This window comes from Flavitalea plasmicola, assembly GCF_030546645.1.
Lineage (GTDB): Bacteria > Bacteroidota > Bacteroidia > Chitinophagales > Chitinophagaceae > Puia.
This window is the reverse complement of sequence record NZ_JAUOTO010000002.1, coordinates 1-25094: the sequence shown is the minus strand read 5'-3', so window position 1 is coordinate 25094 and position 25094 is coordinate 1. Positions and strand designations below refer to the sequence as shown.

The 25094-nt window shown below is 50.5% G+C and carries 23 protein-coding genes; 7 read left to right on the top strand and 16 right to left on the bottom strand.

Features of this window, described 5'->3' with window-relative positions; all coding sequences use genetic code 11:
• Nucleotides 1–45: 45 nt before the first annotated feature.
• From Q4E93_RS05580 to Q4E93_RS05570, 3 genes are all read right to left on the bottom strand, one after another.
• Entirely contained in the window at nucleotides 46–663 is a 618-nt protein-coding gene (locus Q4E93_RS05580; protein WP_303583275.1) for an RNA polymerase sigma factor, read from the bottom strand.
• A 215-nt stretch (nucleotides 664–878) separates the two neighbouring features.
• Entirely contained in the window at nucleotides 879–2273 is a 1395-nt protein-coding gene (locus Q4E93_RS05575; protein ID WP_303583274.1) for an NHL domain-containing protein, read from the bottom strand.
• A 48-nt stretch (nucleotides 2274–2321) separates the two neighbouring features.
• Entirely contained in the window at nucleotides 2322–2963 is a 642-nt protein-coding gene (locus Q4E93_RS05570) for a hypothetical protein (protein ID WP_303583272.1), read from the bottom strand.
• 176 nt (nucleotides 2964–3139) lie between these two features.
• Between Q4E93_RS05570 and Q4E93_RS05565 the strand changes: the two genes are divergently transcribed.
• Nucleotides 3140–3856: a LytR/AlgR family response regulator transcription factor gene (locus Q4E93_RS05565; RefSeq protein ID WP_303583270.1), complete on the top strand. Its 717-nt coding sequence runs from the start codon at nucleotides 3140–3142 to the stop codon at nucleotides 3854–3856.
• Nucleotides 3857–3862: 6 nt separating this feature from the next.
• On the top strand, nucleotides 3863–5851 hold the full coding sequence (locus tag Q4E93_RS05560) for a tetratricopeptide repeat protein (RefSeq protein ID WP_303583269.1): 1989 nt from the start codon (nucleotides 3863–3865) through the stop codon (nucleotides 5849–5851).
• Here the strand turns inward: Q4E93_RS05560 and Q4E93_RS05555 are convergent.
• Genes Q4E93_RS05555 through Q4E93_RS05545 form a run of 3 tightly spaced genes read right to left on the bottom strand, consistent with a single transcriptional unit; the run spans nucleotide 5848 to nucleotide 10186 of the window.
• Nucleotides 5848–7227 carry a T9SS type A sorting domain-containing protein gene (locus Q4E93_RS05555; RefSeq protein WP_303583268.1) on the bottom strand — a complete coding sequence of 460 codons (1380 nt, stop codon included), beginning with the start codon at nucleotides 7225–7227 and terminating at the stop codon, nucleotides 5848–5850. The two genes, Q4E93_RS05560 and Q4E93_RS05555, sit on opposite strands and share 4 nt — an antisense overlap.
• 5 nt (nucleotides 7228–7232) lie before the next feature.
• Nucleotides 7233–8678, bottom strand: a complete 1446-nt coding sequence (locus Q4E93_RS05550) for a tail fiber domain-containing protein (protein ID WP_303583267.1) — start codon at nucleotides 8676–8678, stop codon at nucleotides 7233–7235.
• Nucleotides 8679–8701: 23 nt separating this feature from the next.
• Nucleotides 8702–10186, bottom strand: coding sequence for an IPT/TIG domain-containing protein (locus Q4E93_RS05545; RefSeq protein WP_303583266.1), 1485 nt, complete (start codon nucleotides 10184–10186; stop codon nucleotides 8702–8704).
• 157 nt (nucleotides 10187–10343) lie between these two features.
• Between Q4E93_RS05545 and Q4E93_RS05540 the strand changes: the two genes are divergently transcribed.
• A complete protein-coding gene (locus tag Q4E93_RS05540; protein WP_303583265.1) occupies nucleotides 10344–11051 on the top strand; it encodes a LytR/AlgR family response regulator transcription factor in 708 nt (235 codons plus the stop codon).
• A 9-nt stretch (nucleotides 11052–11060) separates the two neighbouring features.
• Entirely contained in the window at nucleotides 11061–13085 is a 2025-nt protein-coding gene (locus Q4E93_RS05535; protein WP_303583264.1) for a tetratricopeptide repeat-containing sensor histidine kinase, read from the top strand.
• A 14-nt stretch (nucleotides 13086–13099) separates the two neighbouring features.
• Here the strand turns inward: Q4E93_RS05535 and Q4E93_RS05530 are convergent, their stop codons facing one another.
• From Q4E93_RS05530 to Q4E93_RS05495, 8 genes are all read right to left on the bottom strand, one after another.
• Nucleotides 13100–13861 carry a rhomboid family intramembrane serine protease gene (locus tag Q4E93_RS05530; protein WP_303583263.1) on the bottom strand — a complete coding sequence of 254 codons (762 nt, stop codon included), beginning with the start codon at nucleotides 13859–13861 and terminating at the stop codon, nucleotides 13100–13102.
• 62 nt (nucleotides 13862–13923) lie between these two features.
• The gene (locus Q4E93_RS05525) at nucleotides 13924–14283 is read right to left on the bottom strand and encodes a hypothetical protein (RefSeq protein WP_303583261.1); all 360 of its coding nucleotides are present in this window, start codon (nucleotides 14281–14283) and stop codon (nucleotides 13924–13926) included.
• A gap of 244 nt (nucleotides 14284–14527) precedes the next feature.
• Complete coding sequence (msrA, locus tag Q4E93_RS05520; protein WP_303583260.1) at nucleotides 14528–15034, bottom strand: peptide-methionine (S)-S-oxide reductase MsrA; 507 nt, start codon at nucleotides 15032–15034, stop codon at nucleotides 14528–14530.
• 32 nt (nucleotides 15035–15066) lie between these two features.
• Nucleotides 15067–15516 carry a cold-shock protein gene (locus Q4E93_RS05515; protein ID WP_303583259.1) on the bottom strand — a complete coding sequence of 150 codons (450 nt, stop codon included), beginning with the start codon at nucleotides 15514–15516 and terminating at the stop codon, nucleotides 15067–15069.
• Between the two features lie 209 nt (nucleotides 15517–15725).
• Complete coding sequence (locus Q4E93_RS05510) at nucleotides 15726–16418, bottom strand: hypothetical protein (RefSeq protein ID WP_303583258.1); 693 nt, start codon at nucleotides 16416–16418, stop codon at nucleotides 15726–15728.
• Nucleotides 16419–16428: 10 nt separating this feature from the next.
• A complete protein-coding gene (locus tag Q4E93_RS05505; RefSeq protein ID WP_303583257.1) occupies nucleotides 16429–17472 on the bottom strand; it encodes a hypothetical protein in 1044 nt (347 codons plus the stop codon).
• Between the two features lie 35 nt (nucleotides 17473–17507).
• Complete coding sequence (locus Q4E93_RS05500; RefSeq protein ID WP_303583256.1) at nucleotides 17508–18416, bottom strand: hypothetical protein; 909 nt, start codon at nucleotides 18414–18416, stop codon at nucleotides 17508–17510.
• A 146-nt stretch (nucleotides 18417–18562) separates the two neighbouring features.
• Nucleotides 18563–19213, bottom strand: a complete 651-nt coding sequence (locus tag Q4E93_RS05495) for an alpha/beta hydrolase family protein (RefSeq protein ID WP_303583254.1) — start codon at nucleotides 19211–19213, stop codon at nucleotides 18563–18565.
• A gap of 185 nt (nucleotides 19214–19398) precedes the next feature.
• Here Q4E93_RS05495 and Q4E93_RS05490 point away from each other — a divergent pair, with 185 nt between their 5' ends.
• The 3 genes from Q4E93_RS05490 to Q4E93_RS05480 all read left to right on the top strand — a co-directional run bounded on the left by Q4E93_RS05490 (nucleotide 19399) and on the right by Q4E93_RS05480 (nucleotide 21940).
• Entirely contained in the window at nucleotides 19399–19869 is a 471-nt protein-coding gene (locus Q4E93_RS05490; RefSeq protein ID WP_303583252.1) for a hypothetical protein, read from the top strand.
• A gap of 105 nt (nucleotides 19870–19974) precedes the next feature.
• Complete coding sequence (locus tag Q4E93_RS05485) at nucleotides 19975–20727, top strand: polysaccharide lyase family 7 protein (protein ID WP_303583250.1); 753 nt, start codon at nucleotides 19975–19977, stop codon at nucleotides 20725–20727.
• A gap of 82 nt (nucleotides 20728–20809) precedes the next feature.
• On the top strand, nucleotides 20810–21940 hold the full coding sequence (locus Q4E93_RS05480) for an amidohydrolase family protein (protein WP_303583248.1): 1131 nt from the start codon (nucleotides 20810–20812) through the stop codon (nucleotides 21938–21940).
• Nucleotides 21941–21949: 9 nt separating this feature from the next.
• Here the strand turns inward: Q4E93_RS05480 and Q4E93_RS05475 are convergent, their stop codons facing one another.
• Nucleotides 21950–23104: a T9SS type A sorting domain-containing protein gene (locus Q4E93_RS05475; protein ID WP_303583247.1), complete on the bottom strand. Its 1155-nt coding sequence runs from the start codon at nucleotides 23102–23104 to the stop codon at nucleotides 21950–21952.
• A gap of 112 nt (nucleotides 23105–23216) precedes the next feature.
• Nucleotides 23217–25094 (bottom strand): T9SS type A sorting domain-containing protein (locus tag Q4E93_RS05470; RefSeq protein WP_303583246.1); only part of this gene is annotated, 1878 nt, incomplete at its 5' end.

The window sequence follows — 25094 nt, the reverse complement described above, 5'->3', positions numbered from 1 at the left end:
ATGACGATTAGGGTTATGAAATGGATGCCTTAAAAAATGACTTTTTTAAAGAAAACAGAGAAAAAGAAAGATGATGATGCCCTCACCATGTTTTCTAAGATATTCTTTTATAAAATCGGTAGCGCTGTACAGATGTTTTTTGACCGTTGGCCGGGAAATGCCCATTTGTTCCGCGATCTGGGCAAGCTTCATGCCTTCCTGTGTTCTCAATAAAAAGATCTGTTTTTTTTGATCCGATAATTGATCGAGGGCGGCTAATGCCGTAGCGTAGTACTGCTTAAATACAAGGTGTTGTTCCGGAGAGGGCCCTTGGCTTATAGTAGACTGATCCAATATGGATTGGATTATTTCCAGGCCCTTTTTTTTTCTACGCAGCCGATCGATCAATAAATTTTTGGAAAGCATGAATACATAATCCTCAAAAGACCGGACCATGATCAGCGATTCTTTCGTTGTCCAGATTTTTAGAAAAACGTCCTGTATTACTTCCTGAGCTTCCTCAGGTGATTTACTTATGTACGCTAGCGAGTTATACAGCTGAGGATAATAAAAACTATAGAGCCTTCCATAAGCCAGCCTGTCACCTTCCGAGGTGAGCCGCATCAAGAGCGCTTCATTGGGCAACCGGGCATGCTTCTCTATGTTATGCGGCTGTAATGGCAAGTTAAGCAGTTAATAACTGGGCGCAAGGTACACATTTCAGTAGACAATCTTTTTCAAATAGAACCTATTCCGGCAAGAAACGATGAAATAAAAAAAGGATACTTTCAGGGTATCCCTTTTCATTTCTTATTCGTCATTAAAGGTTAGGCCTCGCACTTGCCATATAGCGTCTGTCCAGGAATTCTTCCGATACAGGCGGATCCGGGGAATATGAACTAATACCCTATCCTGCGTATACGATTGTTATCTACATCTGAAACATATAGGTTGCCTGTTGCATCGACGGTCACTGCAAAGGGATTCGAGAACTGGGCGGTTGCCACCGGCCCGTCGGCATATCCCAATGGCGCACCTCCTGCCACCGTGCTTACCACTCCCGCCGGAGTGATCTTGCGGACGCGATTATTGCCTATGTCACCGACATATATATTCCCCGCTGCATCTATGGCAGGCCCGGCCAGATGTTCAAACCTGGCGGCTGACCCGGTACCATCGGCAAACCCTTCCACGCTTCCCGCCAGCGTGCTCACTACTCCTGCAGGGCTAATTTTCCTGATGACATAGTTGCTGGCGTCCGTCACATATACATTCCCCGAAGCATCTATAACTACGCCATTGGGGGTCCAGAATCTTGCAGCCGTACCCGTTCCATCGGTATAGCCCGCGGAGCCGGCGCCACCCGTTGCGCTTCCCGCCAATGTGCTCACGGTCCCTCCAGGGGTGATCTTGCAAATACGATTATTATAGGAGTCCGCGACGTACACATTGCCTGCGGCGTCGACTGTCACGCCCAATGGCTGATAGAATATGGAAACACCGCCATCTCCCGCCAGCGTACTCACTACTCCTGCAGGGCTAATTTTCCGGACGCGATTGTTGCCCCCGTCCGCTACGTAAACATTGCCCGAGGCATCCACGGCTACGCTATTCGTCGGATAGCCGAATTTGGCAGCCGCACCTGTGCCTTCCGCGTAACCGTCTGTGCTTCCCGCCAGCGTGCTTACCACCCCCGCGGGAGTAATTTTCCGAATACGATTGTTACTGGCGTCTGCAACATATATATTGCCTGCTGCATCCATCGCCAGGCCTCTTGGAGTACTGAATTTTGCAGCCGTACCCGTGCCGTCCACAGCGCCTCTGTCACTGCCTGCCAGAGTGGATACCATCAGGCCTTTTGGCGTTGTGGGCGTTATCGTCACCGTTGCGCTGTTGTTGCCTGCCACAGGGTCGTTTTCCTTGCCGGCTATGGTGGCGGTACTGGCATAATTGCCGGTGGCATTCACCGTAGCTGTTATCGTCAGGGTGGCGCTCGCCCCGTCGGCAAGACCAAAGCCACTCCAGGCCCCTGCTCCATAACTGCCGGTAGTTGCCCCGGCCGATACAAAAGTATAGCCTGATGGCAGCATAATACTTACCACAATGCCTGTGGAGGCCGCTGGTCCATTATTACTTGCTATGACCGTAAAGGTAATGTTAGCGCCCGTGGGTGGAGTGTTGTTGTCTGCTGCGAGGGTGATTTTCCTGTCGCTGTCACTTGTGGGAGCTGAACTTTTTTTACAGGCGGCAAAACCAATAGCTACGGCTGTCATGACGATCAGAAGCTTTTTCATAACGGTAGTTCTTTAATGATGGTATGATTTGGGTTTGACAGATGAAAATTATTGCTTGGTGGCAACGAAGGGATAGACCACCGGATCGGGGGCGAAAGTATTGGCTCCGTTCATGCTCGTGCTGCTGTTCGTCACAAGAAACCATTTATAGGTAGGCAGCGCGTTAAACCGGATGGATTTCCCTTTTCGTACATAGCTCAGATCAGCATAAGTAACTCCGGCGCCGCCTCCGAGGGTCATATCGATTTTTGAGCCGGGCTTGAATGCAAAAACTACATTGGGAGCTGTCCAGGTGGTGTTATCCAATACGGCATCGTCACTGCCATTCCGGGTTGCGTTATTCAGCATCCGGCCGCTCATGTCGGAACTTTTGATATTGGTTAGACTGTTGTCGCTGGAAATATTGGCCTTAAAGGAGACTGCGCCTTCAATGCTTATCGTGAGCAGTCCATTTTCAATCTTCCAGGTGCCGTTGTATTCGCCTGACAATTCATACCATGTTAATGTTCCATCGCCGAACGCTATGCTTATCGGCTCCACTGCCTTGCCTGCATAATTAATTTCACCTGTCCAGACTGTATTCTTAACGGAAGTACTTTGGTCCCCTGTTTTATTATCCTTTTTGCAGCCGCTGAAACTGATCGCCGCCAGCAGGATGCTGATTACGGTGAAGGTTATTTTCTTTCTCATAATTACATGTTTAATTCTCTGCAAACCTAAACTCATTTATTGCCGGTGGCGGAGTGCAATCGCTGAACAACCATTTTAATAGACGAAGGAGATAGGATCGCCGGGCAGGCAAACAAATTTTAATACAGGATAAGCCCCCCAAAAACAGTATATTGACAGGATTTCAATGAGAAATAATGGATGGCCTGGGTAAGAAATACGCTTGTATAATAGTGGATGACAGGGAATTAGACCGGCTCACCGTCGTTTCGCACGCACGGAGGGCCTTGTTTCTCCATATTGCCGGCGTATTCGAGTCCTCCGCCAGGGCCCTGGAATTCGCTCGAAAGGATCCTCCGGACGTTCTCTTTCTGGATATCGACATGCCCGGCATCAACGGGCTGGATTTGCGTAAGCAACTGGAGCAGATTCCTGCCTGTATATTTATTACTTCTTATCCGGAATATGCCCTGGAAAGCTTCGAGGCCGCTGCCTTCGATTTTTTAGTCAAGCCGGTAAGGTCCGATCGTTTTGAAAAATGCATGGGTAGGTTGAAGGACTTTTTGGAGATACGCCACAAAGCCGGATTATTGGATTATACGCTGGGGGATGATACTATTTTCATTAAGGATGGCCACGACCATATCAAGCTCCAGCTTCATGACGTCATTTACCTGGAAGCCCTGAAAGATTACACGGGGATCGTTACGCCGCAAAAGAAATATTGCGTGCTGACCCCGCTGAGCCACCTGCTGAAAGAAAAATCGTTTAAGTCATTCATCCGCATCCATCGCAGCTATGCCGTGCAGAAACATTTCATCCACAAAATAACGCCGAAAGAGGTAATGGTGAATAATTTGTCGCTGCCCATCGGCCGGACCTATAAAGATTCCTTAGATCAACTGCTAACCTGATATAACATGAAATACGCGCTTTTTTTCTGCCTGGTATTTTTGGGCAGTAACTTATCTGCTCAGAAAAAAGGCCAGCCGTTGGTCGATTCCCTTGTGGGAGAGCTGCCAGCAATGAAAGATGATTCCAATAAGGTCAGGTTCCTGGCCCTCATTGCCCAAAATTACATGCTCTTCAATCCCAACAAAGGGTTCATTTATGCCGAAAATGCCCTGCAGCTGGCGGAGAAGATCCAATGGAAAAAAGGGATTGCCAATATCCATAATAACCTGGGGTTGATGATTGGGGACACGGGCAATAATGCCCTGGCAAGGGTCCATTTCGGGCAAAGCTATGCGCTGAACAAGGAAATGGATTCGAAGATCAACCAGATCAACAACCTGAATAATATTGGCAGAAGCTATAACAGGGAGTCCGACTATTCCCAGGCCATAGCATATTATTTCAAGGCCCTGACAATAGCCGAGGAAATGAAGAGCAGCGATAAGATCTCCCTCGTAGGTACCAATATTACGGCTACCTATCTCGCCCAGCGTAATTATGCCAAAGCAACTGAATATGCGGAAATGACCCTGAAGCACGGCGAATTGGCCAAATCCCCTGACAACACCGGCAAGGCATTGGACCAGCTTGGCGTCATTAAAATGGAAACAAAGGATTCCGCTGCCGCAAAAGTATATTTTCAAAGGGCGCTGAAAGTCTATGAGGACATGGGCAATCAGCCGCAGACGGCGGGCGTGCTGGCGAATCTGGCCAACCTGGAATATCCCGATCATCAAAGGCAAATAACGATTATGCTGAGAGCGCAGGCCATCTATGATGCAATCGGTGGTTATTACATAGGCTCGATAGGAAATATTGCCAATCTGGGACAAACCTATTATGATCTTGCCATGAAAAGCGCGCCGGCCGGTAAAGCTGCCAATTTGAAAGAGGCGGAAAAGTGGCTTTTACGGGGAATAGCATTGAGCAGGCAAACCTCCAACCCCGAATACCTGGGGAAGATGAGCCTTTCTCTGGCCAACCTGGAAGAAACAAGAGGCAATTACCGGGCGGCGCTGGAAAATTATAAGACCTATTCCAGCATCAACGATTCCTTGTTCTCCCAGGACAAGAAAAACGAGATCGCGGGACTGGAAGGCAGACATAACATCGCGGTAAAGGATAATGAGATCGCTCTTAACCAATTAAAATTGGCCGACCAGCGCAGAACGCAGATCGGACTGATCGCGGGACTGCTCCTGCTTGGGGTCATCGGGGCATTATTGTACTGGCAGAGCCGCAGCCGGAAAAAGACCAATACCACACTCATGGTCCTGAACAGTCAGCTGGATGAGGCCAATAAAGTAAAGGCGAAGTTCTTCGCCATTCTTAGTCATGACCTGCGAAGCCCCGTGGCCAACCTTATTCATTTCCTGCACCTGCAAAAGAACGATCCCGACTTGCTGAGCGAGGAACAGGGTTCCCTCCACCGGCAGGAAATAAGCCAGTCCGCGGAGAACCTCCTGGAGACGATGGAGTTCATGCTAATATGGAGCAAGGAGCAAATGGAAAACTTCAGGTGCCAGATAAAGAATGTGCTGATCTCCGATCTCTTTGACTACCTGCAAAAATTTTTCGCGCAAATCCCGCAGGTTGCTATCCGTTTCAGCTGCGACCCCGGCATGGAGGTCCCGGCGGATGAGAACTACCTGCGGATCATCATGCAGAACCTCACGGCTAATGCCATTAAGGCCCTAAAGGATACACCCAACGCAATGATCGAATGGAAGGCTGTGCGGGACGGGAAAAATACCCTCATTTCCATTACGGATAATGGGCCCGGGATCAGCGACGAACAGGCCCTGGCCCTCAATGACAATAGCATCACGGCCAATGCGAAAAATGGATTTGGATTGCACCTGGTAAGAGACCTTGCCAAAGCCATCCGCTATAAGATATCCATTCAGTCGCGGCTGGGCATAGGCACTACTTTTACTTTACAGCAGTACAACTAATCCTTTTCGATCTTCATGATTTTAGTCCTCTGCCCATTTTCCCATTGAAGATGTACAAAATATAGCCCGGGAGGCAATGCCCGCATGTCGATGCTAACCCTGTTATTACCTTCGTTCAACGCGGTTGTTTGCATATGCCGCCTTGCTCCTCCCGCATCGTATATTTCTATCTTCATGGACGATGCCCCGGGTGTATGCAACGTAACCCAAAGGACGTCCCTAACGGGGTTGGGGTACATACTGGCGTCGTTGTCAGTAATCCCGCAGTTGGCCGAAGCGATGGTGCTATAGGTTGCCGAACCATCGATATCAAACTCCGCTATCCGGTAGAATGTTGTGCCGCCAATGGGGCTGGCATCCGTATAAGAGTAGTTTCTTTCCAGGCGGCTGTTGCCGGCGGCGGCAAGACTGGCGATGGTCTGCCATTGGATGCCGTCTGAGCTTTTGTCCACGTCCCACCGGCTGCTGTTCTGCTCCTGCGCCGTTTTCCAGTTTATACGAGCAGATCCGTCAAGACATTCCACGGTAAAAGATGCGATTACGATCGGCAAAGGATTGCTCACGGTGGATAAGGTCCATCTCGAAAAGTCGGCGATGGCCGAGTCCTCCGCATAATTGGCCGTGGCATTCCTGGCCGTATAACCCACATTGGTCCAATGAAGGTGATCGGTACTTTTCCATAGCATCAGGGCGCTTTCATCCAGGCCATTCAGTTCGGCGTCCAGGTAATTGATACGCAAAGTGGCATTCAATGCGGTATTGTTGGCAGGCAGGATATCATAATAACGAAGGATGGAACTCCCTGCCCCGCCTGCGTTGGTCTGCGAACTATGCCCGCGCCGGATCACCGTGCTTCCCAGGTTCTCACCGGAGGTGATCCAGGCTCCCAGGTTCCCGGGATTGGCGTTGATAGGAGCGTTCAGGACAGCGGTAGCTTCTATATACCCGCCATTGTTGCCGGTGATCCGGCTGACCTCGTTTTCGCCGTTGAGCATCGCCCCGGGCTGGAGAAGCATATGGTTGTTGTTCAGATCGATCAACCCGGAATTGAACGCGATGCTGCCCGCAATAGTAATATTTTGCAACAGGATGATCTTCGCCGAACCCGTTTTGGCTATTTGCAGCTTATCGAAAAAGGGACTGCTGCTGCCGGAAATGCTATTATCGCCCGAGCCCGTAAAGTACCAGGACCCATCGCCCGCTTGCTGGCTGATGGTGCCGTCGATGATAAGATCGATGTCCTGCAGCGTAATGATGACATTCCCATTTGTAGTTATTACGGCGCCGTTTTGGACAGTGAGCTGGGCCTGTGCCATGGCGGCGGGGAATATCAGCAGGATCAATGCCAGCCTGCTGCGCTGTATGAATAGCTGCATGATCCTTAGTTTAAGGGTTTATGGCCTTTCAATGCCTCCATCAGCGCTTCCAGTTTCACGTTGAGGGCAACTATTTTCTTCTGCTGTGCCCGAATGGCCGCTTGCTGCCGCTTCACTATCTTCCCCAATTCCTGGGTGGCGGAAATATTCAGGGTGGTGAGTCCCTCGTAATCCACCGTCCGGAAATCATCTACCTGCTCGCCATACACGAAGACCTTGTCGCCATTCAATTGGGTGGCATCGATTAGCACTTCCTTATCCGATGGAAGAGCCAGGATCGCATAATTGTTCATCGTATGGTCGTCGGATGCCAGAACTTTTAATTTTGTCGCTTCTCTGCTGATATGATGGGCACTGTCGAAATCCAGAAGGTAGCCCTTGTCCGTCTTTGTGATCTTGCTGGCCGCCTGGTAAACGTTGGGAATAAAATCCATATGAGTGGAGACTACTTGTGGGTACACGGTTTCCACCTGCTGGGCGATGACTTTTTTAAAGGGCTTGTTCCCGTGATTTACTTTGTCTTTCAACGTATAGTTGGTCACCCGGATCCTGCTGAGCGTCTCCAGATCTTTGGCCGCATCACTGAGACCCAGGATGTCCTTTACTCTGGCATCGGAGATGGCTTCGAATCCATCTGCAAGCACGTCATTTTTGGCATATATCGAGATATGCGACGGGGAAGAAATTTTATGAATACCCTGCCCATCATTGGTAAAGTAAGCGAATCCTCCGCTGGGGGCGTCAACGTAATCATCCACCTCGAATGGAAAGAATGGACTTGCCGTATTGATCCCCACCCGGCCATGGCCATTGCTCCTTGGCATCAGCACGATATCCGTGGTGGAATACCATTGTGCGGCCGAGGCGGTCTGCGTGATGCCGGAAGCCTGGACGCCATTGCCAAAGGCGATATGGTTGCCGCCGATACCCGTAGCGCCTACGCTGCCGATCTGCAGGTTGTTGACAGGGGTCTGTGTGCCGATGCCGACATTGCCGGCGCTGCCATTGGGCATCAGGGCAAAATTGACATTGGAATACCAGGTGGAGGCCCCCGCCGTCTGGAAGAATGACATGCCCTGGACGCCGTTGCCGATGGCCAGGTCGTTGCCACTGAAAGATGGGGTGCTGCCAATCTGCAAATGATTGACCGCACCTGGAGCACCTATGCCCACATTGCCGTTGGTCTCGATGGTCATCTGGGCCCCGCCGCCACCGGTATAAAAGGCCAGCGGATGCGGGCTTTTGGTCCCCAGCCAGCCATAGCCGCCGCCGACATAGGTTCCGACGACGATGTTGCCGTCCGTATGCGAGACGCCGTAGTTGGCGGAATTGGTCCGCACCGTCAACTTATCAACAGGCGCGGTGGTGCCGATACCCACATTTTGTGCAGTTGCCGATTGGATCATGCAGAAAGCCAGCACGGCTCCCGGCAGGTATAAAGTCTTGTTCATAATGAATGATTGTGCGATGAATTTTATTTAACAAAAATGCCGTTTACCTGGTCGGCCCCGGGCAGTGACGTAAACACCCCGTTCTTCCAATAGCCTGCTCCCAGGGAAATAGCATTACCAGCTATATACACATCCGACCCGCTGCCCGTGATGGCCATGGCAGATTCGTAGATGCCGTTGCCGGGTGTGGTCGTGGTCAGATCAACCATTACCCCATTCTTCCAGTATTTGGCCAGGTTCCGGTATACGCCGGATACGTACACGTCTCCGGCAGTCGAAACGTAAATACCCCATTGAGAACAGTCATACGACCCGGGAGTAGCCAACGGTACGGCAATGTTATTCTTCCAATAGACGCGCTGGACAGCCCCTTGTATATATCCTGAGACATAGACTGCCCCACCCGCAACAGTTACCCCGGTGGCTTCCGCCACGGTGGTTCCATCCGTCAGCGTAGTGGGGCTCCCGTTCTTCCAAACGGTGGCGATAGAATTGCCGGTTGCCGGTCCCTCGGAGCCCGCGACATAGACGTCGCTGCCATCGACCCACACGGAATGCGCAGCGCCCAGCACACTAAAGGTCATGGGCAACGCCACCCCATTTTTCCAGCATTTGGGGACGGCGTAGGAGCCATTGTTCATGTCCCAGCCAGCCACGTACACATCCGTACCCGAAACAAAGATGGAGCTGGCGATCCCACCATTATTGCCCGTGGTCATCGGCAGGCTCACTCCAACGCCATTCTTCCAGTATTTAGGGGCATTGTTATTATCTGCTCCGGCAACATACACATCGGTACCGGCGACAAAAATGCCCCTCACGGCAACGCATTCGGAAGGCAGATCGGTTCGTACACCATTCTTCCAGTAAGAATGCCCGTAAATGGAGGTTCCTACCACATAAACATCCGGCACGGGCACATAGGTAAAGACGGGTCCCGTCGCGGTTCCGTCACTGGTAGTCACCGTTACCGCTCCGGTGGTCCCGGAGGCAGGCGCCAGCACGGTAAGCGCCGTCGCCGTGGCCGTCTGCACCGTTGCGGCAGTGCCATTGAATTTCACCGTGTTGTCCATTGCGGTGGTTTTAAAATGGGTGCCATTGATGGTCACCGTCGTCCCGGCGCTCCCCGATACAGGAGAGATGGAAGTGATGGTGGGTGGCGGCGGTATGACCACATAAGTGAAAACGGGGCCACTGGCGGTACCGCCTTTCGTAGTGACGGTCACCGGCCCGGTGGTGCCGGCTGCGGGAGCGGCCACTACCAGGGAACTGGCCGTAGCACTGGTAATATTGGCAACAGTGCCATTGAATTTCACCGTATTGTCCGCTGCGGTGGCGCCAAAATCAGTACCCGTTATCGTAACGGTGGCGCCGGCACTCCCCGAAACGGGTGTTATAGCAGTGATGGTAGGCTTCGGCGTTACAGGTGGGTCGTTCTTCTTGCAGCCTGTCGAAAGCAGTAATATTAATACGAGAGGCCATTGCAGTAATAGTAGGGGTGTTTTCATTTGCAGCTTTATTTTTTATTGCTTGAACAAACCTACTCCAAAGAATGCCCGGGAAAAGGGCGAATGGGTCAACGACCATTTAAATTGGTGAACGACCATTTTTGCATTATTATTATTTATATTTGTAGGGAACCCATCAACCCCAATTCTGCACCAAATGACCGATAAAATTTCCTGCATGGTAGTAGATGACGATGAGGTGGACCTGCATACGATCATCTCTTTCCTGGAAGACTATCCCTATTTAGAAGTGACAGGCAGATATGGATCCGCTGCGGCGGGCCTGGCCGCTGCCCAACAAAAGGCGCCCGATGCACTCTTCCTGGATATCGACATGCCCGGGATGAGCGGGTTGGAATTAAGAGAGCGATTGCTGCATATCCCCGCCTGTATCTTTATCACTTCCTACCCCGATTATGCATTGGAAAGCTTTGAAATGGCCGCGCTGGACTTCCTGGTAAAACCCTTTTCATCCAAACGGTTTGCAAAAACCATGGCCAGGCTGCAAGACTATTTTACCATCCGTCAGAAGGCGGAATTGCTGAACCATACATTGGGCGCCGATACCATCTTCATAAAGGACGGGACGAAGCAGGTAAAGCTGCAGCTCCATGAGATCATCTACTTCGAGGCATTGAACAATTATACCAGCATCGTGACGACCAGCCGGAAATATGCGGTGCTGTCCACCCTGGGCAATCTCCTGAAAGAAGAGGTGTTCTGCAATTTCATCCGCATCCACCGGAGCTTTGCGGTACATAAGCACTTTATTGAAAAGGTCAGCGCGGGTGAGGTCCTGGTCGCAAACGTCCCTTTACCCGTGGGAAGGAATTATAAAGATTCACTCAATTTCTTAAAGCCCTGACCTCTAATGATGCGATACACAATTTTCCTTATCCTCTTGCTATATAGCCTTTTCGCTCAGGCTCAAAAAGAAGGGCAGGCACTAGTCGATTCGGAAGTATCCGTCCTGTCCAAAGCCCCGAATGATTCGATGAGGGCCCGGATCTGTAATAAGGTCTGCATCTATTACCAGGACGTAAATACCGACTCGGCCTTGAAATACGCAGATATGGGTATGGCATTAGCAAGCCGGATGAATTGGACCAGGGGTATCGCCGTTTTCAATATAAATTATGCCAATATTTTCACTACCAGGGGACAGCTTGATTCGGCCCTGAACAGACATCGCAAAGCGCTGGACCTTTTTATAAAGATCAACGATAGCTTCAACATCGCCGCCTCCAATAATAACCTGGGAACCATTGCCAAGGCCAAAAGCGATTTTGTCGCGGCTGCCCGGTACTTTATGAATACCCTGGAAATAGGCAAGGCGCGCAAAGATAATTTTCTTATTGGCCTCGGCGCAGAGAACCTGGGCCTGGTGTATAGATACCAGGAAGACTACGCAAAAGGGCTGGACTATGCCAGGCAATCCGTTGCCGCCTATACGCTGAGCTATAGGCTGGACACGCTGAGCGATAACCAGGACCACCTTCCCGGGCCACTGGGCATCATAGGAGATATTTACCTGCACCTGCATAAGGACGACTCGGCCATCTATTACTATCGCAAAGCCCTGGCCCTCACCAGGGTCAGCGGGAACAAGCTCAAGGAAGCAACGATATTGAACTCCATAGCAGAATATTATTCCGGCCGGCAGGACTATCCCAATGCCATTAAATATGGTCTCGAAGCCAAAAAAATATGGGATGTAACGGGACCTTCGAGTGAAGATGCCATCAATACTATGGGTATCCTCGGCTATTACTATTTGCAACTTGCAAAACAGGCGCCCGATGGCCGGGAGAAACTACTGCAACAGGCTACCGCCTACCTGGAAGAAGCCGTACAAAAGAGCGGGACAAAAAGTATTAAGACTGCCCAATCTGAATTTCAGGCCTCTTTGGCGGAAGCTTATGCGCTATCAGGGAATTATAAGGACGCTTACTTAAATTATAAAAGTTACCAGGAGATCAAAGACTCCGTTTACTCCCAGGAAAATAAGAACAAGATTGCCGCGGCCATGAGTAAGCTGGAACTGGATAAGAAGAATACCGAGATCGCGTTGAATAAGGCGACTATCACCAACCAGCACAGAGAAGAATTATTTCTCACCATCGGGCTGATCTTATTGGCCGTCATCGGGGGACTACTGTACAGGCAAAGTCTGATCCGTAAAAGGAACAATACTACTTTACTCGTGCTGAACAATGAACTGGACGAAGCCAATAAAGTGAAGGCAAAATTCTTCGGCATTCTCAGTCATGACTTGCGCAGCCCCATTGCCAACCTCATCAACTTCCTCCAGTTGCAAAAGAGACGGCCCGGACTCCTGAGCGAAGAGCAGATTACCCTCCGGGAAAAAAAGATCACCGATTCTGCCAGCCTGTTACTGGAGACGATGGAAGCTATGCTGCTGTGGAGCAAGGGACAGATGGAACATTTTAAACCTTCTCTTTCCGTCGTCCCGGTGGAAAACCTCTTTGCTTACCTGCGGAAAAACTTTCCGGACACGGATCAGATTGTTCTTAGTTTTTCTGCTGCCGATAACCTGGATCTCCGGACCGACGAACACTACCTCCAGACCATCATGTACAATCTAACGGCCAATGCCACGAAGGCGCTCCGGCAGAAGACAGGTGGACAAATCACCTGGAAAGCCTGGCGGGAGCAGAGTGACGTATTCCTCTCCATTTCGGACAATGGCCCCGGCGCCAGCGACGAACAGTTGAAAGCCCTATACGACGAATCCGTCCCCAGCGGAGCGAGGACTGGCCTGGGCCTGCACATTATCAGGGACCTGGCAAAAGCCATCGGATGCATGGTGACTTACAACCCGGGGAACAGCGGGGGGGCGGAGTTTGTTCTGCGCATGCCAGTCAAAAGAGGTCTGTGACCCGTCTTAAACCCTCACCTTCCTCTGGAACCTTTCCTTCGGGAAAGATAGCCTTTGGCAAACCGGCCAGTCAACAACAAACCAAAGATAAAGCCGCCTATGTGGGCGGCATAAGCCACTTCTCCGACCTCTTCACCGCCCAGCATGCCTAATCCATTTATAACCTGTAACGCAAACCATAGCCCAACAGCGACAAATGCGGGTACCGAAACGATAAACAGGAAGATCCATAAATACACCTTCTTGCCGGGGAATAATCTCATATAGGCAGCCATCACAGCCGAAATAGCGCCGGATGCACCCAAACTGGGGATCAGCAGGTTTTGCCCCAGGAACAACGTGCTGAAAACGTGGCTTAACCCGGCCAGCACGCCGCACAGGAGATAAAATATAAGGTATTTTACATGTCCCATCGCATCCTCCACATTGTCGCCAAAAAGGAACAGGAACAACATGTTGCCGGCCAGGTGCGACAGTCCTCCATGCATGAACATGGAAGTAAATAAAGTAAGAAAAACGGGGATAGGAGTTATCCCCAAACCCGGCAGCGCAAACCGTTGGCCGGTGTATGGGTCTACCAGGGTCTTTGCATCGGTGACAATATCGTGTCCTGTTAATATTTCGCCGGGGACGGCAGCATACGAAAAGGTAACACCCTCGGCATGCCCCCATTTTTGCCAATAGATGAAAGCGAAAATGTTTAACGCTATAAGAAGGTAATTTACGACAGGGGTCGTTTTCCTGTCCCGGTTATCGTCACCGATGGGAAGAACCATTTTTCTTCTAAAGTTAAGCAAATACTCGGGTCAAATTCTTGCCTAGCTCAGCCTGACAGGCGCTACCTGGAAAGGAAATCCTTAGGCAACCGCATGCCCTTTTCATCTGCCAGCACTTTTGCCATTACTTTTTTGAGACGTTCCGGGATCATCTTTTTTTCTTCCTCGGTGAGGGGCTGAACGATCTCGAAAAATTCATCGTCTTCATCATAGTAGCCGAAAAGCAGGTCATACAGGCCATCCTGGTGCAGCCTGAGTGAAAACTCTTTGTCTTCCTCATATATATGCATAGTAACAAACGACCACTGGTCATCATCCTCAAAATTAAAGTGCACTTCTACCGCATCCTTACTCAGCACGTCTGTCAGTAATCGCTCGATTATTTCTGCCGATTGTGTTTTTAGCAGATCTTCATATTTCATATTCAGTGGGCTATTTTTACCTTAATTGCAAAGATAAGGGCTAAAATCTGGCCCCAGTCAAATATTACCTCTCTGCCATCAATTCCATGTGCAAATGCGCCGGCTCGCAGTACCCCCCAGGTCATGCCGTTCCCTGCAGGCATCCTGGTATCCGTCGAATGCATCGCATTGTTATAGCCAGCCGGAAAATATTATAGCCAGCCGGAAAAATCCGGCCGGCTGATTCTCCTGTTACCCGTATCTGTTAAACTTTTGATTCTGCGCTTAGCTTCCAATCCGGCCGTACATAATGACACGTATAGCCGTACGGATGTTTCTGCAAATAGTTCTGATGCTCTTCTTCTGCAACCCAGAACTCCTTTGCGGGTACTATCTCGGTCACGATCGGACCCGGCCAGACGCGAGATGCCGTCATTTCGGCAATCAACGCAAGGGCCACTTCTTTCTGCTCTTCGTTCAGGTAAAAGATCGCTGAACGATACGAGGTCCCGATATCATTGCCCTGCCTGTTCCGGGTGGTCGGATCATGTATCTGGAAGAAGAACTCCAGCAGCTTACGATAGGAAAGTTTGTCCGCATCAAAGCTGATCTCGATACCCTCCGCATGCGTACCATGATTCCTGTATGTAGCGTTGGGTACATCTCCCCCGGTGTAGCCGACAACGGTCGAGATAACACCAGGAACACTACGTATAAGTTCTTCGACACCCCAAAAGCAGCCTCCGGCAAGAATGGCTTTTTCGATCTTCATAGATTTCCTTTTAGTAATAGTAGAATTGTTTTTTAACCCCTGACGATCCTCACATTGATGGCGCTCAGACCTTTGGGCCCTTTTTCGACCTCAAAGCTAACCTTATTATTTTCTTTCACAGGCTCTGCCAGTGAATTGACGTGGAAGAAATAGCTCTCCTGCGTTTCCAGGTTCTTGATAAAACCATAGCCCTTATCGGTCTTAAAAAGGGTAACAACACCGACCTGACCCGCATCGGCGGGATGCAAATCCCTCTGCCCGCCAATACTGATGTCGATGTCCTCCGCATTGATAGATGCCCGTTTTTTGGGATCCACCGGCTTGGAAGTGAGATTTCCATTTTCATCAACATAAGCCAGCATGCTTTCCAGATCATGCTTGCCCTTATTGGCTAATCTCTTCTCCTGTCTTCTTTCAAGCTTTTCTTTCTTCTTTTGCTGCTTGTTTCTTTCCCGTTCTCTTTTGTTCCATGTTTCTGACATTTTTATTCTCCTCTTTTTGTTTAAGAATTCAAATAAACCTGCAGAATGAATGCAAAATACCGACCTGATTTTAACGACGGGGTCTCGGTGGAACACCTCTTCGCATCTCATTGATTGTCAATGCTACATTAATTTCGGTGATTTTCGGGTTTTGACAAAATAGCCTGTGAGAACGAAATATAAGACAAGAAGACAGTTTTTGTTCCAGTTTACTGGCTGGATGTCAGCACTTCCGTAAACTCCAGCCGGGCATCACTCACTTCAATGGCTATCAGGATGAGCTGGAAAGGCTGAATGGAAACCGAACTCTCATTAAACCCATCGGCGGATAGCCTCAACCACACAGGGTCGAGTTTGGAAGGATGATAATACTTCCCTTCATCTGCCGTGTTTACATGTACCCGGACCTGATGCTGACCTGCCTCACTGCGCAACAGGAAATCACCAGTGGCCACCGGTCTCAGCATAACGTAGTCCCTGTTCATTAGTTTTCGGCTATCGAAGACTGGGACTGGCGTACGCTCTGCCGCGCCTGCTGACTTCGCGTTTCTTTCTTCCTTAACTTTTTCCAGCACGACATAGAGACCATTGTGGTGTTCTGTGGCATGCAGTACCAGGGGACCACCTGGCGCCAAAGAATACCCGGGTATGCCCTGGCGCATATGTGCATGACGGTGATGGAACAAAGGATCGAAATGCGAGAGGTCGATGTTCACCTGCCGGTTGGCGGAATTAGCCTCGCAATGGAGGTGAAATCGGCCCAGGAAAGTTTTTTGCAGATACACGTCGCCATGATACATGCCGGGGGCTGCGACAGGGTGGGCAATGCAGATCAGGTTGTTAAATCCATTCGTCCGGACCTCCCGGTGGATAAACAGGCTGGTATTTAATAAAGCGGGCATAACTGATGTTTTATGAATTACTAATATTGGTCGATAAGACGAATTCATCGTCGTTGATGACAGCGGAGAGCTTTTCGACACCGATCAGCACAGGGATCAGACCGCTGCTGTCTTCGATGACGGGATAGGGATTCTCGAATTGATAGACGGGAACGATGGCGCCCAGCAATTGTTCTACAAAGCCCAATACCGTATTTAAGAGTCCCAGGTTCGTGCCCAGCAACCCTTCCAGCCACCACGTAAGGTTACTGGGAAGATCCAGCACAAATCCAATGGCGTCGATCACGGGTTCAAGGAGCGCTTTGGCAATGTCCCGCAGACTGGAAGGCACCCAGCCGAAAATAGCGTCCAGGACCTTGTCCAGGATGCCGTTCAGGATGTTCTTCACCGTCTCGCCGATATCGATGAGATTGATGTTTTGCCGGATCTCGTGCAAATAGAACTGCTGTTTATCCGCGAGATTGCTCTTCACCAGGGCGGCTAATTGAGAGGCAATGCTGGTGAGCGTGGAAGTAGGTAATAAACTAATGAAGGTAGCGCTCTGAAGGACAGAGAGGATATGGGTCTGTATCTCATTGGTTGTGTCCGTCGTGGCGTGGGCACGGTGATTTCCCATACCGGCCCTGGCGGCCAGGGTTTGCAGGGAGGTACTGAGAGAAAACTCCCCGCTGTAGGAGCTGACCACCAGTCCGCTGAGGTCGATGGGGACAGGAATGTGGACAGTCGTAGGGATGATGGGGATCTCGGGCGTACAGACCTCCCATCCCAAAATGTCGGCACAATACGGAGGAATGACCACAGGGCCTATATCGATGCCGAAGGTTATGACCAGGGGATCGTAGACGATCTCCAGTTTATTGATCACTACGGTGCCGGCGGAAGTAAGATCCACAATATTGCCGGGGATCAGCTTGAAACCAACCAGCAGGTCCAGCGAAAAGGGGCCGAGGCTTCCATTGAAATGGAGGGGAGCTACGTGCGAGAGCGCATTTGCAGCGCCGTAGACGAGCTTGTTGAAGGCCCGTTCGTTGACAGCTACCTGTACATGTGACATACGAAGTAATTTTAAGATGGGAAAATGGGTGAGTATTATGGTATAAGCGTGACAAACACCTTCAGCTGATCGTTGTCAATCGAGGGATTATGGGGCACATTAACGCTGATGGGCGTAGGCTCGATGGTCAGGAAATGCTTCAACCGCAACACGAGGGCATTCATGGCGATCTTTACTTTCGGGAAAACACCCAGGGTCAGGGTTGTTTTCAGGAAACATTCCAGGCTGTTTTCCAGCCCGTCCGGCTTGATATCCACGAGCTCCAGGCCGGAGAGGTAAAGGGCCACCACGGGATCTGCGCTGCTGCCTTCCCGCGTCAGACGGCAGACGGCATAGAGATCCACGCAAAAGCAATTGTCGCTCTCCCTGTTCAGGGGCAGGGGGATGAGGGGAACCAACGCCTTCGGCTGATCGGAGGCGGGATGGTAGGCGGGATCGTTGTTGGGATTTTGGCCGGGGTATTGATCCCCTCTGCCGGTCTTCGACCCGGGCAACGAAGGTGCATAGGCCGGTAGATCAGGGGTGACCTTCGTCAGGATATCTGATCCCGGGCAATTGATCTGGCCGCAAACCCTGGCCTTGATGGAAAAACACTGATCCACAAACAGGCCGTTTAATTCCGGGGGCAGGTGGTGGATGTTATTGGGCGCAAAGTCAATGCTCAGCTCGGCCAGCTGAAAGCAATACTGGAGTCCGTAGGGACCGTCATAACCGGGAATGGCGATGGGCTGCTGCAGCTTCACCACAGGATCGGGGTGGGTGAGGACCTCGGGGTCGACTTTTTGCGGGAAGATCTTATAACACAACAGGGAAGGATTGCTTACATACCCCTGTGTCCCGTAATTAAACAGGGAGGGCCGCTGACGCTGTAAGGCCGTCACAATGTTATTGAACCCTTTTTCGTGAAAGGACGCGAATACATCGCAGAACTGGGTCAAGGCCATAAGAACAAGTTTTAATGGTTAAAGTACTCCGTAAGCCGGATGTGCGTTGCTCATCCGTGCAGCCTGCCGGGGATTGCATACTGCCTGCTAATAAGTCGGGAAACAATGGGGGAGGGGAAACAGAAAATCTAAAGATATTTGGATTATCATTTTTTATCTATCCAATTATTGGTCGCATTAACCAGCAAGGCCATCGTATCCACTTTGCCGGCCTTGAACATGTGGTTGGCTCCCTCTATCTTCACCAATTTTGCTTTCGGTAACGACGAACACACCGATGCTATCAGGTCCCAGGACGCCAGATCATCTTTTGTACCCTGTAAAAAAAGCATTCTCACCTTTACGTCTTTTAAATGCGCAGCCCGGTCGATAGACGGCTTGCCGGCAGGGTGCAACGGAAATCCATAGAAAACCAAACCCTTGACCTCCGGCGGGGGATTGGCCGCGATATACTGCGAGGTCATCCGCCCCCCAAAGGATTTACCCGCGGCGAAGACCGGCAGGGAAGGAAACGTTTGATGCGCCTCCGAGATCGCGGCAGCTATTGTCTGATGCGCCACCGCAGGCGTATCGGGTCTCCCTTTTTTGTGCTCCGTGAAGGGGAAATTGAAACGCAGCGTCGCAATGCCAACATCCGAAAGTGAGGCAGCCAGCGCCGTCATAAATGAATGATGCATGCCTGCGCCAGCTCCGTGGGCCAGCGTCATGATGCATTTACTTGCTTCAGGGACGATGTACTCCGCTGAAACCTTGCCAATGGACGGAGAAACCTCCAGCTGTATGGATTGTGTGTTCATGGAATAGAAAAATACGCAATTCATGATATATTTACAAAATGAAAAAAAATCGTGCAATCGCTTTCTTTTGCGTTTTGGCAATACTAGGTATCCATTGCGGACAAGGACGCTCCCAATCAACATCTGGCGCAAGCGCCGAAAATCCGGACAAGGTAACCCTTGCAGTTGACGGAAAAAACTACACAATGGGCAAAGACGCCGTGCTGTCCCTTAACTATGTGGGGCAGGAATACCTGACACTGAGCGTCATGAGCGAAAAAGAAGACCTGCAGCTAGCCATAACATGTTTGATGAAGGAACTTAAGGCCGGCACCTACCAGGTATACTCATGCAAAGATCCTTCGGAGTGCGCGGATGGAATGGATACAAAACAACAGGAGGTACTTTTTGGACCCTATATTAAAGTTCCGATGCCCCCTGTCAGCACCTCGAGAGCCGCCTATTTGGCGCCGAAGCTTGGTCTGCAACCATTGTCGCTGGTGATCACCTCCGTAACTGACGATCAGCAGGCGGGAAATCCCTGGAAGACCAGGAGAGTGAAAGGACATTTTGAAGGTAAGCTGGCGTATGTGGAAAGGAAGGACGCTGATTGGCAGATCATCGGAAAGCCTACGCAGTTATCAGGAGAAATAGATATGTACTGCTCACTTCGCTGATCGGGTAATTTAATTGAATAGAATGCCAAAGTCCGGCTTATTACTACTCCGGGAATTTCTAAGTTTTGATGGTGATATTCACTATTAATCATTAAAACTTGTCAAATGAAAATCTTACGATCAAATGTCAGCGGGAGACCTTTCCTCCCCCAGGGGATTTTATGTGCTTTTTTGCTCCCCGCACTTCTGGTGGGTAGTTGCAGGAAGAACGCAACGCAACTGCAGGGAAGCGAACCGATTTCTTCAGAAAGCAGCTTCGCCCAAATAAGCGCCGCCGCTGCGGCCCCCACCAGCGGATGGACACAAACATCCTATACCTATGCGATACAAACACCATGGAACCTGCCTCAATCCAGCCGCTACAGCGTTTCCGGAGGGGAGCATCATTTTTGGATCCTCCAGGGAGATGCCTGTCAATTCGAAGGCTGCACCACCGGGCCCCGTTCGGAATTACGTATGCAAAATGACTATACCACCGGAAGGCATCAGTTTGAAGGCGATGTATACGTTGTTTCAGGCTCTGACGGAACGGACATTATGCAGGTATTCGGCGGTGTAACCAATGCGACGTCCCTCCTGCTTACAATTCATTCGGCAAGCGGCGGCACCATCAAACGGTACGATAACGAGACACTAATGACGAGCGCCTATAATAAATGGATCCACGTGAACGTACAGCATGATGCTGACAATGGCAAGATCTATGTCTACCTGAACAGCGTACTGAAAGGGACCTTTGCGGATCGCGGCAAGGCAACACATTATTTCAAGTGCGGCGTGTATAATATCTCAGGCTCCAGGTCTGAGACCCGTTGGAAAAACGTAAAATACTGGAAGAACGGTCCTGTTGGTCAATGATCGGCAAATGACATTGCGGTCATGAAACCCCTGGGTTATACCAGGGGTTTTTTGTTACATTTACCGCCAAATAAAGTAATCCATGCTACATGTCATAAAGAAGAACTTATTTTTCTTTCTCACCTGTTTTGCGCCAATCCTGTCTACCGCACAAAAAATGGATTTCGAAGAATATGACCCGAGATCCACGCTGGTCGTTCCTGCGCATGTCCTTATACGTGCTAAGTACCCGTTTGTCGACATCCATAACCATCAGTGGAGCATGCCGTCACAGGATCTGACAGAGTTGATCCGCGAAATGGATAAGCTCAATATGGCCGTCATGAATAACCTAAGCGGAAGGGGATACAAAGACACCAACGGCCTTTTTGACGTCCAGGATTCGACTTATTTCAGGAAAGCGCAATCCAATATCCGGGCACATTATCCCAGCCGCTTTATACAGTTCTCTAATATTTCCTTTGCACATTTTGGGCAAAAAGGTTGGATCGAACACGCCCTGGCGGAACTGGAAGCAGACGTTCATAATGGAGCGAAAGGATTAAAGATCTATAAAGACCTGGGCATGGAGTTCAAAGACGATCAGGGAAGAAGGATCCCTGTGGACGATCCCCGGCTGGACCCGATTTGGGAAAAATGCGGGGCGCTTCACATACCGGTACTGATCCATTCCGCCGACCCGGCCTCATTTTGGGATCCGATGGACAAATACAACGAGCGCTGGCTGGAACTGAAGACCCACCCCGACCGTAAACGGGGAAATACCGATCCTGCTTCCTGGAAGACCATCATCGAAGAGCAACACCATGTATTCAGGGCCCATCGGAATACCATATTTATTGCCGCCCATTTCGGCTGGCTGGCGGGTGACCTCGCTTCATTGGGAAAATTGTTGGATGAATGCCCGAATGTAAATGTCGAAATAGCCGCCATCATCGCAGAGCTGGGGAGACAACCCAGGCAGGCAAGGGAATTCTTTATTAAATACCAGGACAGGATCCTTTTCGGAAAGGATTCCTGGGTACCCTCGGAATACGCCACCTATTTCCGGGTATTGGAGACGGCCGACGAATATTTTCCTTACCATAAGAAGTACCATGCCTTTTGGCGGATGTACGGACTGGCCCTGCCGGATGAAGTGCTGAAAAAAGTATATTACAAGAATGCCCTCCGGATCATCCCCGGACTGGACAGATCTGCTTTCCCCCAATAGCAGATTAAGTCACCATCTTCTTGTTACCGCCAGTTTTTGCGTGCCCACTAAGATATTGTTTTCATTCAGGACGCGAATATAGTAAAGCCCCTGAGCCGTATATCCCGGGATGTACATGATCTCGGTCTGTGCAGGTTCGGTGATGATGGCCTTTTGTTGTATTACCTTTCTACCCAACACATTGGTCAGCTGGATGGTGTAATTGCCAGGCGGCAGCTCGTTGAATTGAATGCTGACTTCATCATACAGGACAGGGTCCGGAAAGACCTTGATCTTACTGGGCCTGTCCAATGACTTATTTAAGATCAAAATAGGAGGTGTCGGGTTTTTTGTATGAAATACATTGCTGTTGGCAAGGTCAGCGCTCCCATAGATCTTACTATTTGGCGGAGAGGGCAACGCATTCCACGTTGCAGGATCAACGATAAAGTACGCATCCGCATAGCCCGAACCGCTGATCAACAATTTGCCATTCTCATCTACAGCGGCGCCATTGGAGGTAAATTGCTGCGGCAATCCGGAAATACTTGCCACAAAGGTGGTCATCCTGGTGGCGATATCCACCTTATATACACGGTTGCTGGCGCTGATAAGATACAGGTGCCCGGCGTCATCGGCAACCATGTCACCGCCGGAGTTGGCGCAGGGATTATGTATGGTCATTTCTTTATTCAGCGGATCGTCCAGCAATTCTCCGAGGTCAGTGAGGGTGGGGGTGGCATGGGTCGAAAATCGGATCAGGTGATTCCCATCATTAGTAATGGTATATCCATAATCATCAGGAGCGATCACCATCCGTGTGATAGGATTGGAAGGCTGAAATTTATAGTTGCCTGCTTTGCTGAAGGATTGCTCCATGATAGTATATACCTTCATCGTGGCGAGATCGATGCAGCGCAGCTGATCTGTATTCATAGGAGCATAGTAGAGCCGGTGAGCCTTCCTGTCGTAAGCAATGGCCGCCACACTGCTGTCAGTCATTTTTAACAATGTGCCGCCGAACTCCCCTGTCTGGGTATCCAGTTTACGTAAGGCGACCCACTCGCTGCCCCCTTTGTTAAGGGCTGTGACAGCATAGGCAAAACGGTCAGGCTGACCTTGAGCAGAATGTAGGAAAAAGGGGAGTGTAAGGAGCACCAACCCGTATCTTAAGATCTTTCTCATAACAACACGATTTAGATTGTGTGATCTGATCAATAGGCAAGGCCCGCAAACACTGAGGTTTGCGAGCCTTTGGTTTTACCCGAAGAGACTATCGAAATGGGGAGTGGGCCTCTCAGATCTTTACGACCCTTAATACCCTGGCATAATCTCCCTGGTGAACTTCAACAATATAAATTCCTGGCTTCAGCCGGCTGCCGAACTCGAATGAACCACCGGCTGCACCTCTTAAGAGCTCGACCTGGCGACCCGCCATGTCAAATACTCTCACTACCACAGCTTCCATGCTGCTGCTTTGTACGCGAAGTGTAAAATGGGTCGCTGTCGGATTAGGCATCACATCGGCTGTCATCACCTGCCGGCCGGATGTTACGCTGCCTATCGAAGATGATTGCCCACCCACCGTTCCTGGGTCAGTGATCGTTCTCGAAGCAGGAGGTAAGCAGTTGGCAGTACACTTGCCATAGAAATCTCCATGATCTAAGTGTTCCTGGACGGCGGACGGATCTACACAGATGGACACACATGGATTCTTGGCGCTTCCCGTCTTATGACACAACGTTACTTTTGCAACGCCGCTGGTTCCTGCAAAGCAACGAACATCCTCAGCCTGGATCGTGGTGGTGCAGGTAGTAACACATCCATTTGCATCGGTGATGGTCGAGGTGAAAACTGCATCTCCCATGAGCGTAACAGTTGTCGAATACGAGCCCGAACTGATGGTACCCGTGGATGCAGGGATCAGTGTAGCCAGCCCGGGATTAACAGGACATGAGTTGTTAACGGTTGTCCCTCCGCTGGCTATCCAGGATTCGTCGCCGGCATCATTGACCTGATTGCATAACATGGGTCGGTTCATTGTTATGGTAACTTTATATGGGCCTACGCCACCGGAAGGTGTCACCGTGACCGTTGACGTTTGATCGCCGGAATAGCCATAGTAGAGCGCATTGTTATTATTGGAACAGATGGCAGTTAATGCAGCCGGAGCCGTGATGGTCACTGACGTCGCTGTGCTGGTGCATCCATTGACATCCTTCACTACGATCTTATAGGTTCCCGCGGCAAGACTGCTGAACACATTGCCTGCCTGGTACGTTGCACCATTGTCATCCGAGTATTGCAGCGTGCCGGTTCCTCCCGATGCGGTTACGGTGATCTTGCCGTCTGTTGATGTGGCGCAGCTGAGATCGGCTCCGTGATAGCTGGTCTTCACCGCACTGCCGATCGTCACCGCCGTCGGGGCCGTGATGGTCACTGAAGTGGCTGAGCTGGTGCAACCATTGGCATCTTTCACTACTATTTTATAAGTGCCCGCTCCCAATCCGCTGAACACATTGCCGGCCTGGAAGGTCGAACCATTGTCATCCGAGTATTGTAACGTGCCGGTTCCGCCCGATGCAGTCACCGTGATCTTACCATCTGTGGAAGTAGCACAGCTGAGATCGGCGCCGTTGTAAGAATCCTTCACCGCGCTGCCGATCGTCACAGCAGCAGGCGCCGTAATGGTCACCGAAGTTGCTGAGCTGGTGCAACCATTGGCATCTTTCACCACGATCGGGTAAGTGCCCGCTCCCAGTCCGCTGAACACATTGCCTGCCTGGAAAGTCGAACCATTGTTATCCGAGTATTGTAGCGTGCCGGTTCCGCCGCTTGCAGTCACCGTGATCTTACCATCTGTGGAAGTAGCACAGCTGAGATCAGCGCCGTTATAGCTGGTCTTCACTGCACTGCCGATGGTTACTGCCGCCGGTGCCGTGATGGTCACTGAAGTTGCTGAGCTGATACAACCATTGGCATCTTTCACCACGATCTGGTAAGAGCCCGCTCCCAGTCCGCTGAATATATTGCCGGCCTGGAAGGTCGAGCCATTGTTATCCGAGTATTGTAACGTGCCGGTTCCGCCCGATGCGGTTACCGTGATCTTACCATCTGTGGAAGTAGCACAGCTGAGATCAGCGCCGTTATAGCTGGTCTTCACTGCACTGCCGAT

What these genes read in the sequence shown, in the direction of transcription:
- Q4E93_RS05575 (WP_303583274.1), bottom strand. Translation starts at nt 2,273, where the DNA reads ATGAAAAAGCTTCTGATCGTCATGACAGCCGTAGCTATTGGTTTTGCC.
- Q4E93_RS05570 (WP_303583272.1), bottom strand. Translation starts at nt 2,963, where the DNA reads ATGAGAAAGAAAATAACCTTCACCGTAATCAGCATCCTGCTGGCGGCG.
- Q4E93_RS05565 (WP_303583270.1), top strand. Translation starts at nt 3,140, where the DNA reads ATGGATGGCCTGGGTAAGAAATACGCTTGTATAATAGTGGATGACAGG.
- Q4E93_RS05560 (WP_303583269.1), top strand. Translation starts at nt 3,863, where the DNA reads ATGAAATACGCGCTTTTTTTCTGCCTGGTATTTTTGGGCAGTAACTTA.
- Q4E93_RS05555 (WP_303583268.1), bottom strand. Translation starts at nt 7,227, where the DNA reads ATGCAGCTATTCATACAGCGCAGCAGGCTGGCATTGATCCTGCTGATA.
- Q4E93_RS05550 (WP_303583267.1), bottom strand. Translation starts at nt 8,678, where the DNA reads ATGAACAAGACTTTATACCTGCCGGGAGCCGTGCTGGCTTTCTGCATG.
- Q4E93_RS05545 (WP_303583266.1), bottom strand. Translation starts at nt 10,186, where the DNA reads ATGAAAACACCCCTACTATTACTGCAATGGCCTCTCGTATTAATATTA.
- Q4E93_RS05540 (WP_303583265.1), top strand. Translation starts at nt 10,344, where the DNA reads ATGACCGATAAAATTTCCTGCATGGTAGTAGATGACGATGAGGTGGAC.
- Q4E93_RS05535 (WP_303583264.1), top strand. Translation starts at nt 11,061, where the DNA reads ATGCGATACACAATTTTCCTTATCCTCTTGCTATATAGCCTTTTCGCT.
- Q4E93_RS05530 (WP_303583263.1), bottom strand. Translation starts at nt 13,861, where the DNA reads ATGGTTCTTCCCATCGGTGACGATAACCGGGACAGGAAAACGACCCCT.
- Q4E93_RS05525 (WP_303583261.1), bottom strand. Translation starts at nt 14,283, where the DNA reads ATGAAATATGAAGATCTGCTAAAAACACAATCGGCAGAAATAATCGAG.
- msrA (WP_303583260.1), bottom strand. Translation starts at nt 15,034, where the DNA reads ATGAAGATCGAAAAAGCCATTCTTGCCGGAGGCTGCTTTTGGGGTGTC.
- Q4E93_RS05515 (WP_303583259.1), bottom strand. Translation starts at nt 15,516, where the DNA reads ATGTCAGAAACATGGAACAAAAGAGAACGGGAAAGAAACAAGCAGCAA.
- Q4E93_RS05510 (WP_303583258.1), bottom strand. Translation starts at nt 16,418, where the DNA reads ATGCCCGCTTTATTAAATACCAGCCTGTTTATCCACCGGGAGGTCCGG.
- Q4E93_RS05505 (WP_303583257.1), bottom strand. Translation starts at nt 17,472, where the DNA reads ATGTCACATGTACAGGTAGCTGTCAACGAACGGGCCTTCAACAAGCTC.
- Q4E93_RS05500 (WP_303583256.1), bottom strand. Translation starts at nt 18,416, where the DNA reads ATGGCCTTGACCCAGTTCTGCGATGTATTCGCGTCCTTTCACGAAAAA.
- Q4E93_RS05495 (WP_303583254.1), bottom strand. Translation starts at nt 19,213, where the DNA reads ATGAACACACAATCCATACAGCTGGAGGTTTCTCCGTCCATTGGCAAG.
- Q4E93_RS05490 (WP_303583252.1), top strand. Translation starts at nt 19,399, where the DNA reads ATGGGCAAAGACGCCGTGCTGTCCCTTAACTATGTGGGGCAGGAATAC.
- Q4E93_RS05485 (WP_303583250.1), top strand. Translation starts at nt 19,975, where the DNA reads ATGAAAATCTTACGATCAAATGTCAGCGGGAGACCTTTCCTCCCCCAG.
- Q4E93_RS05480 (WP_303583248.1), top strand. Translation starts at nt 20,810, where the DNA reads ATGCTACATGTCATAAAGAAGAACTTATTTTTCTTTCTCACCTGTTTT.
- Q4E93_RS05475 (WP_303583247.1), bottom strand. Translation starts at nt 23,104, where the DNA reads ATGAGAAAGATCTTAAGATACGGGTTGGTGCTCCTTACACTCCCCTTT.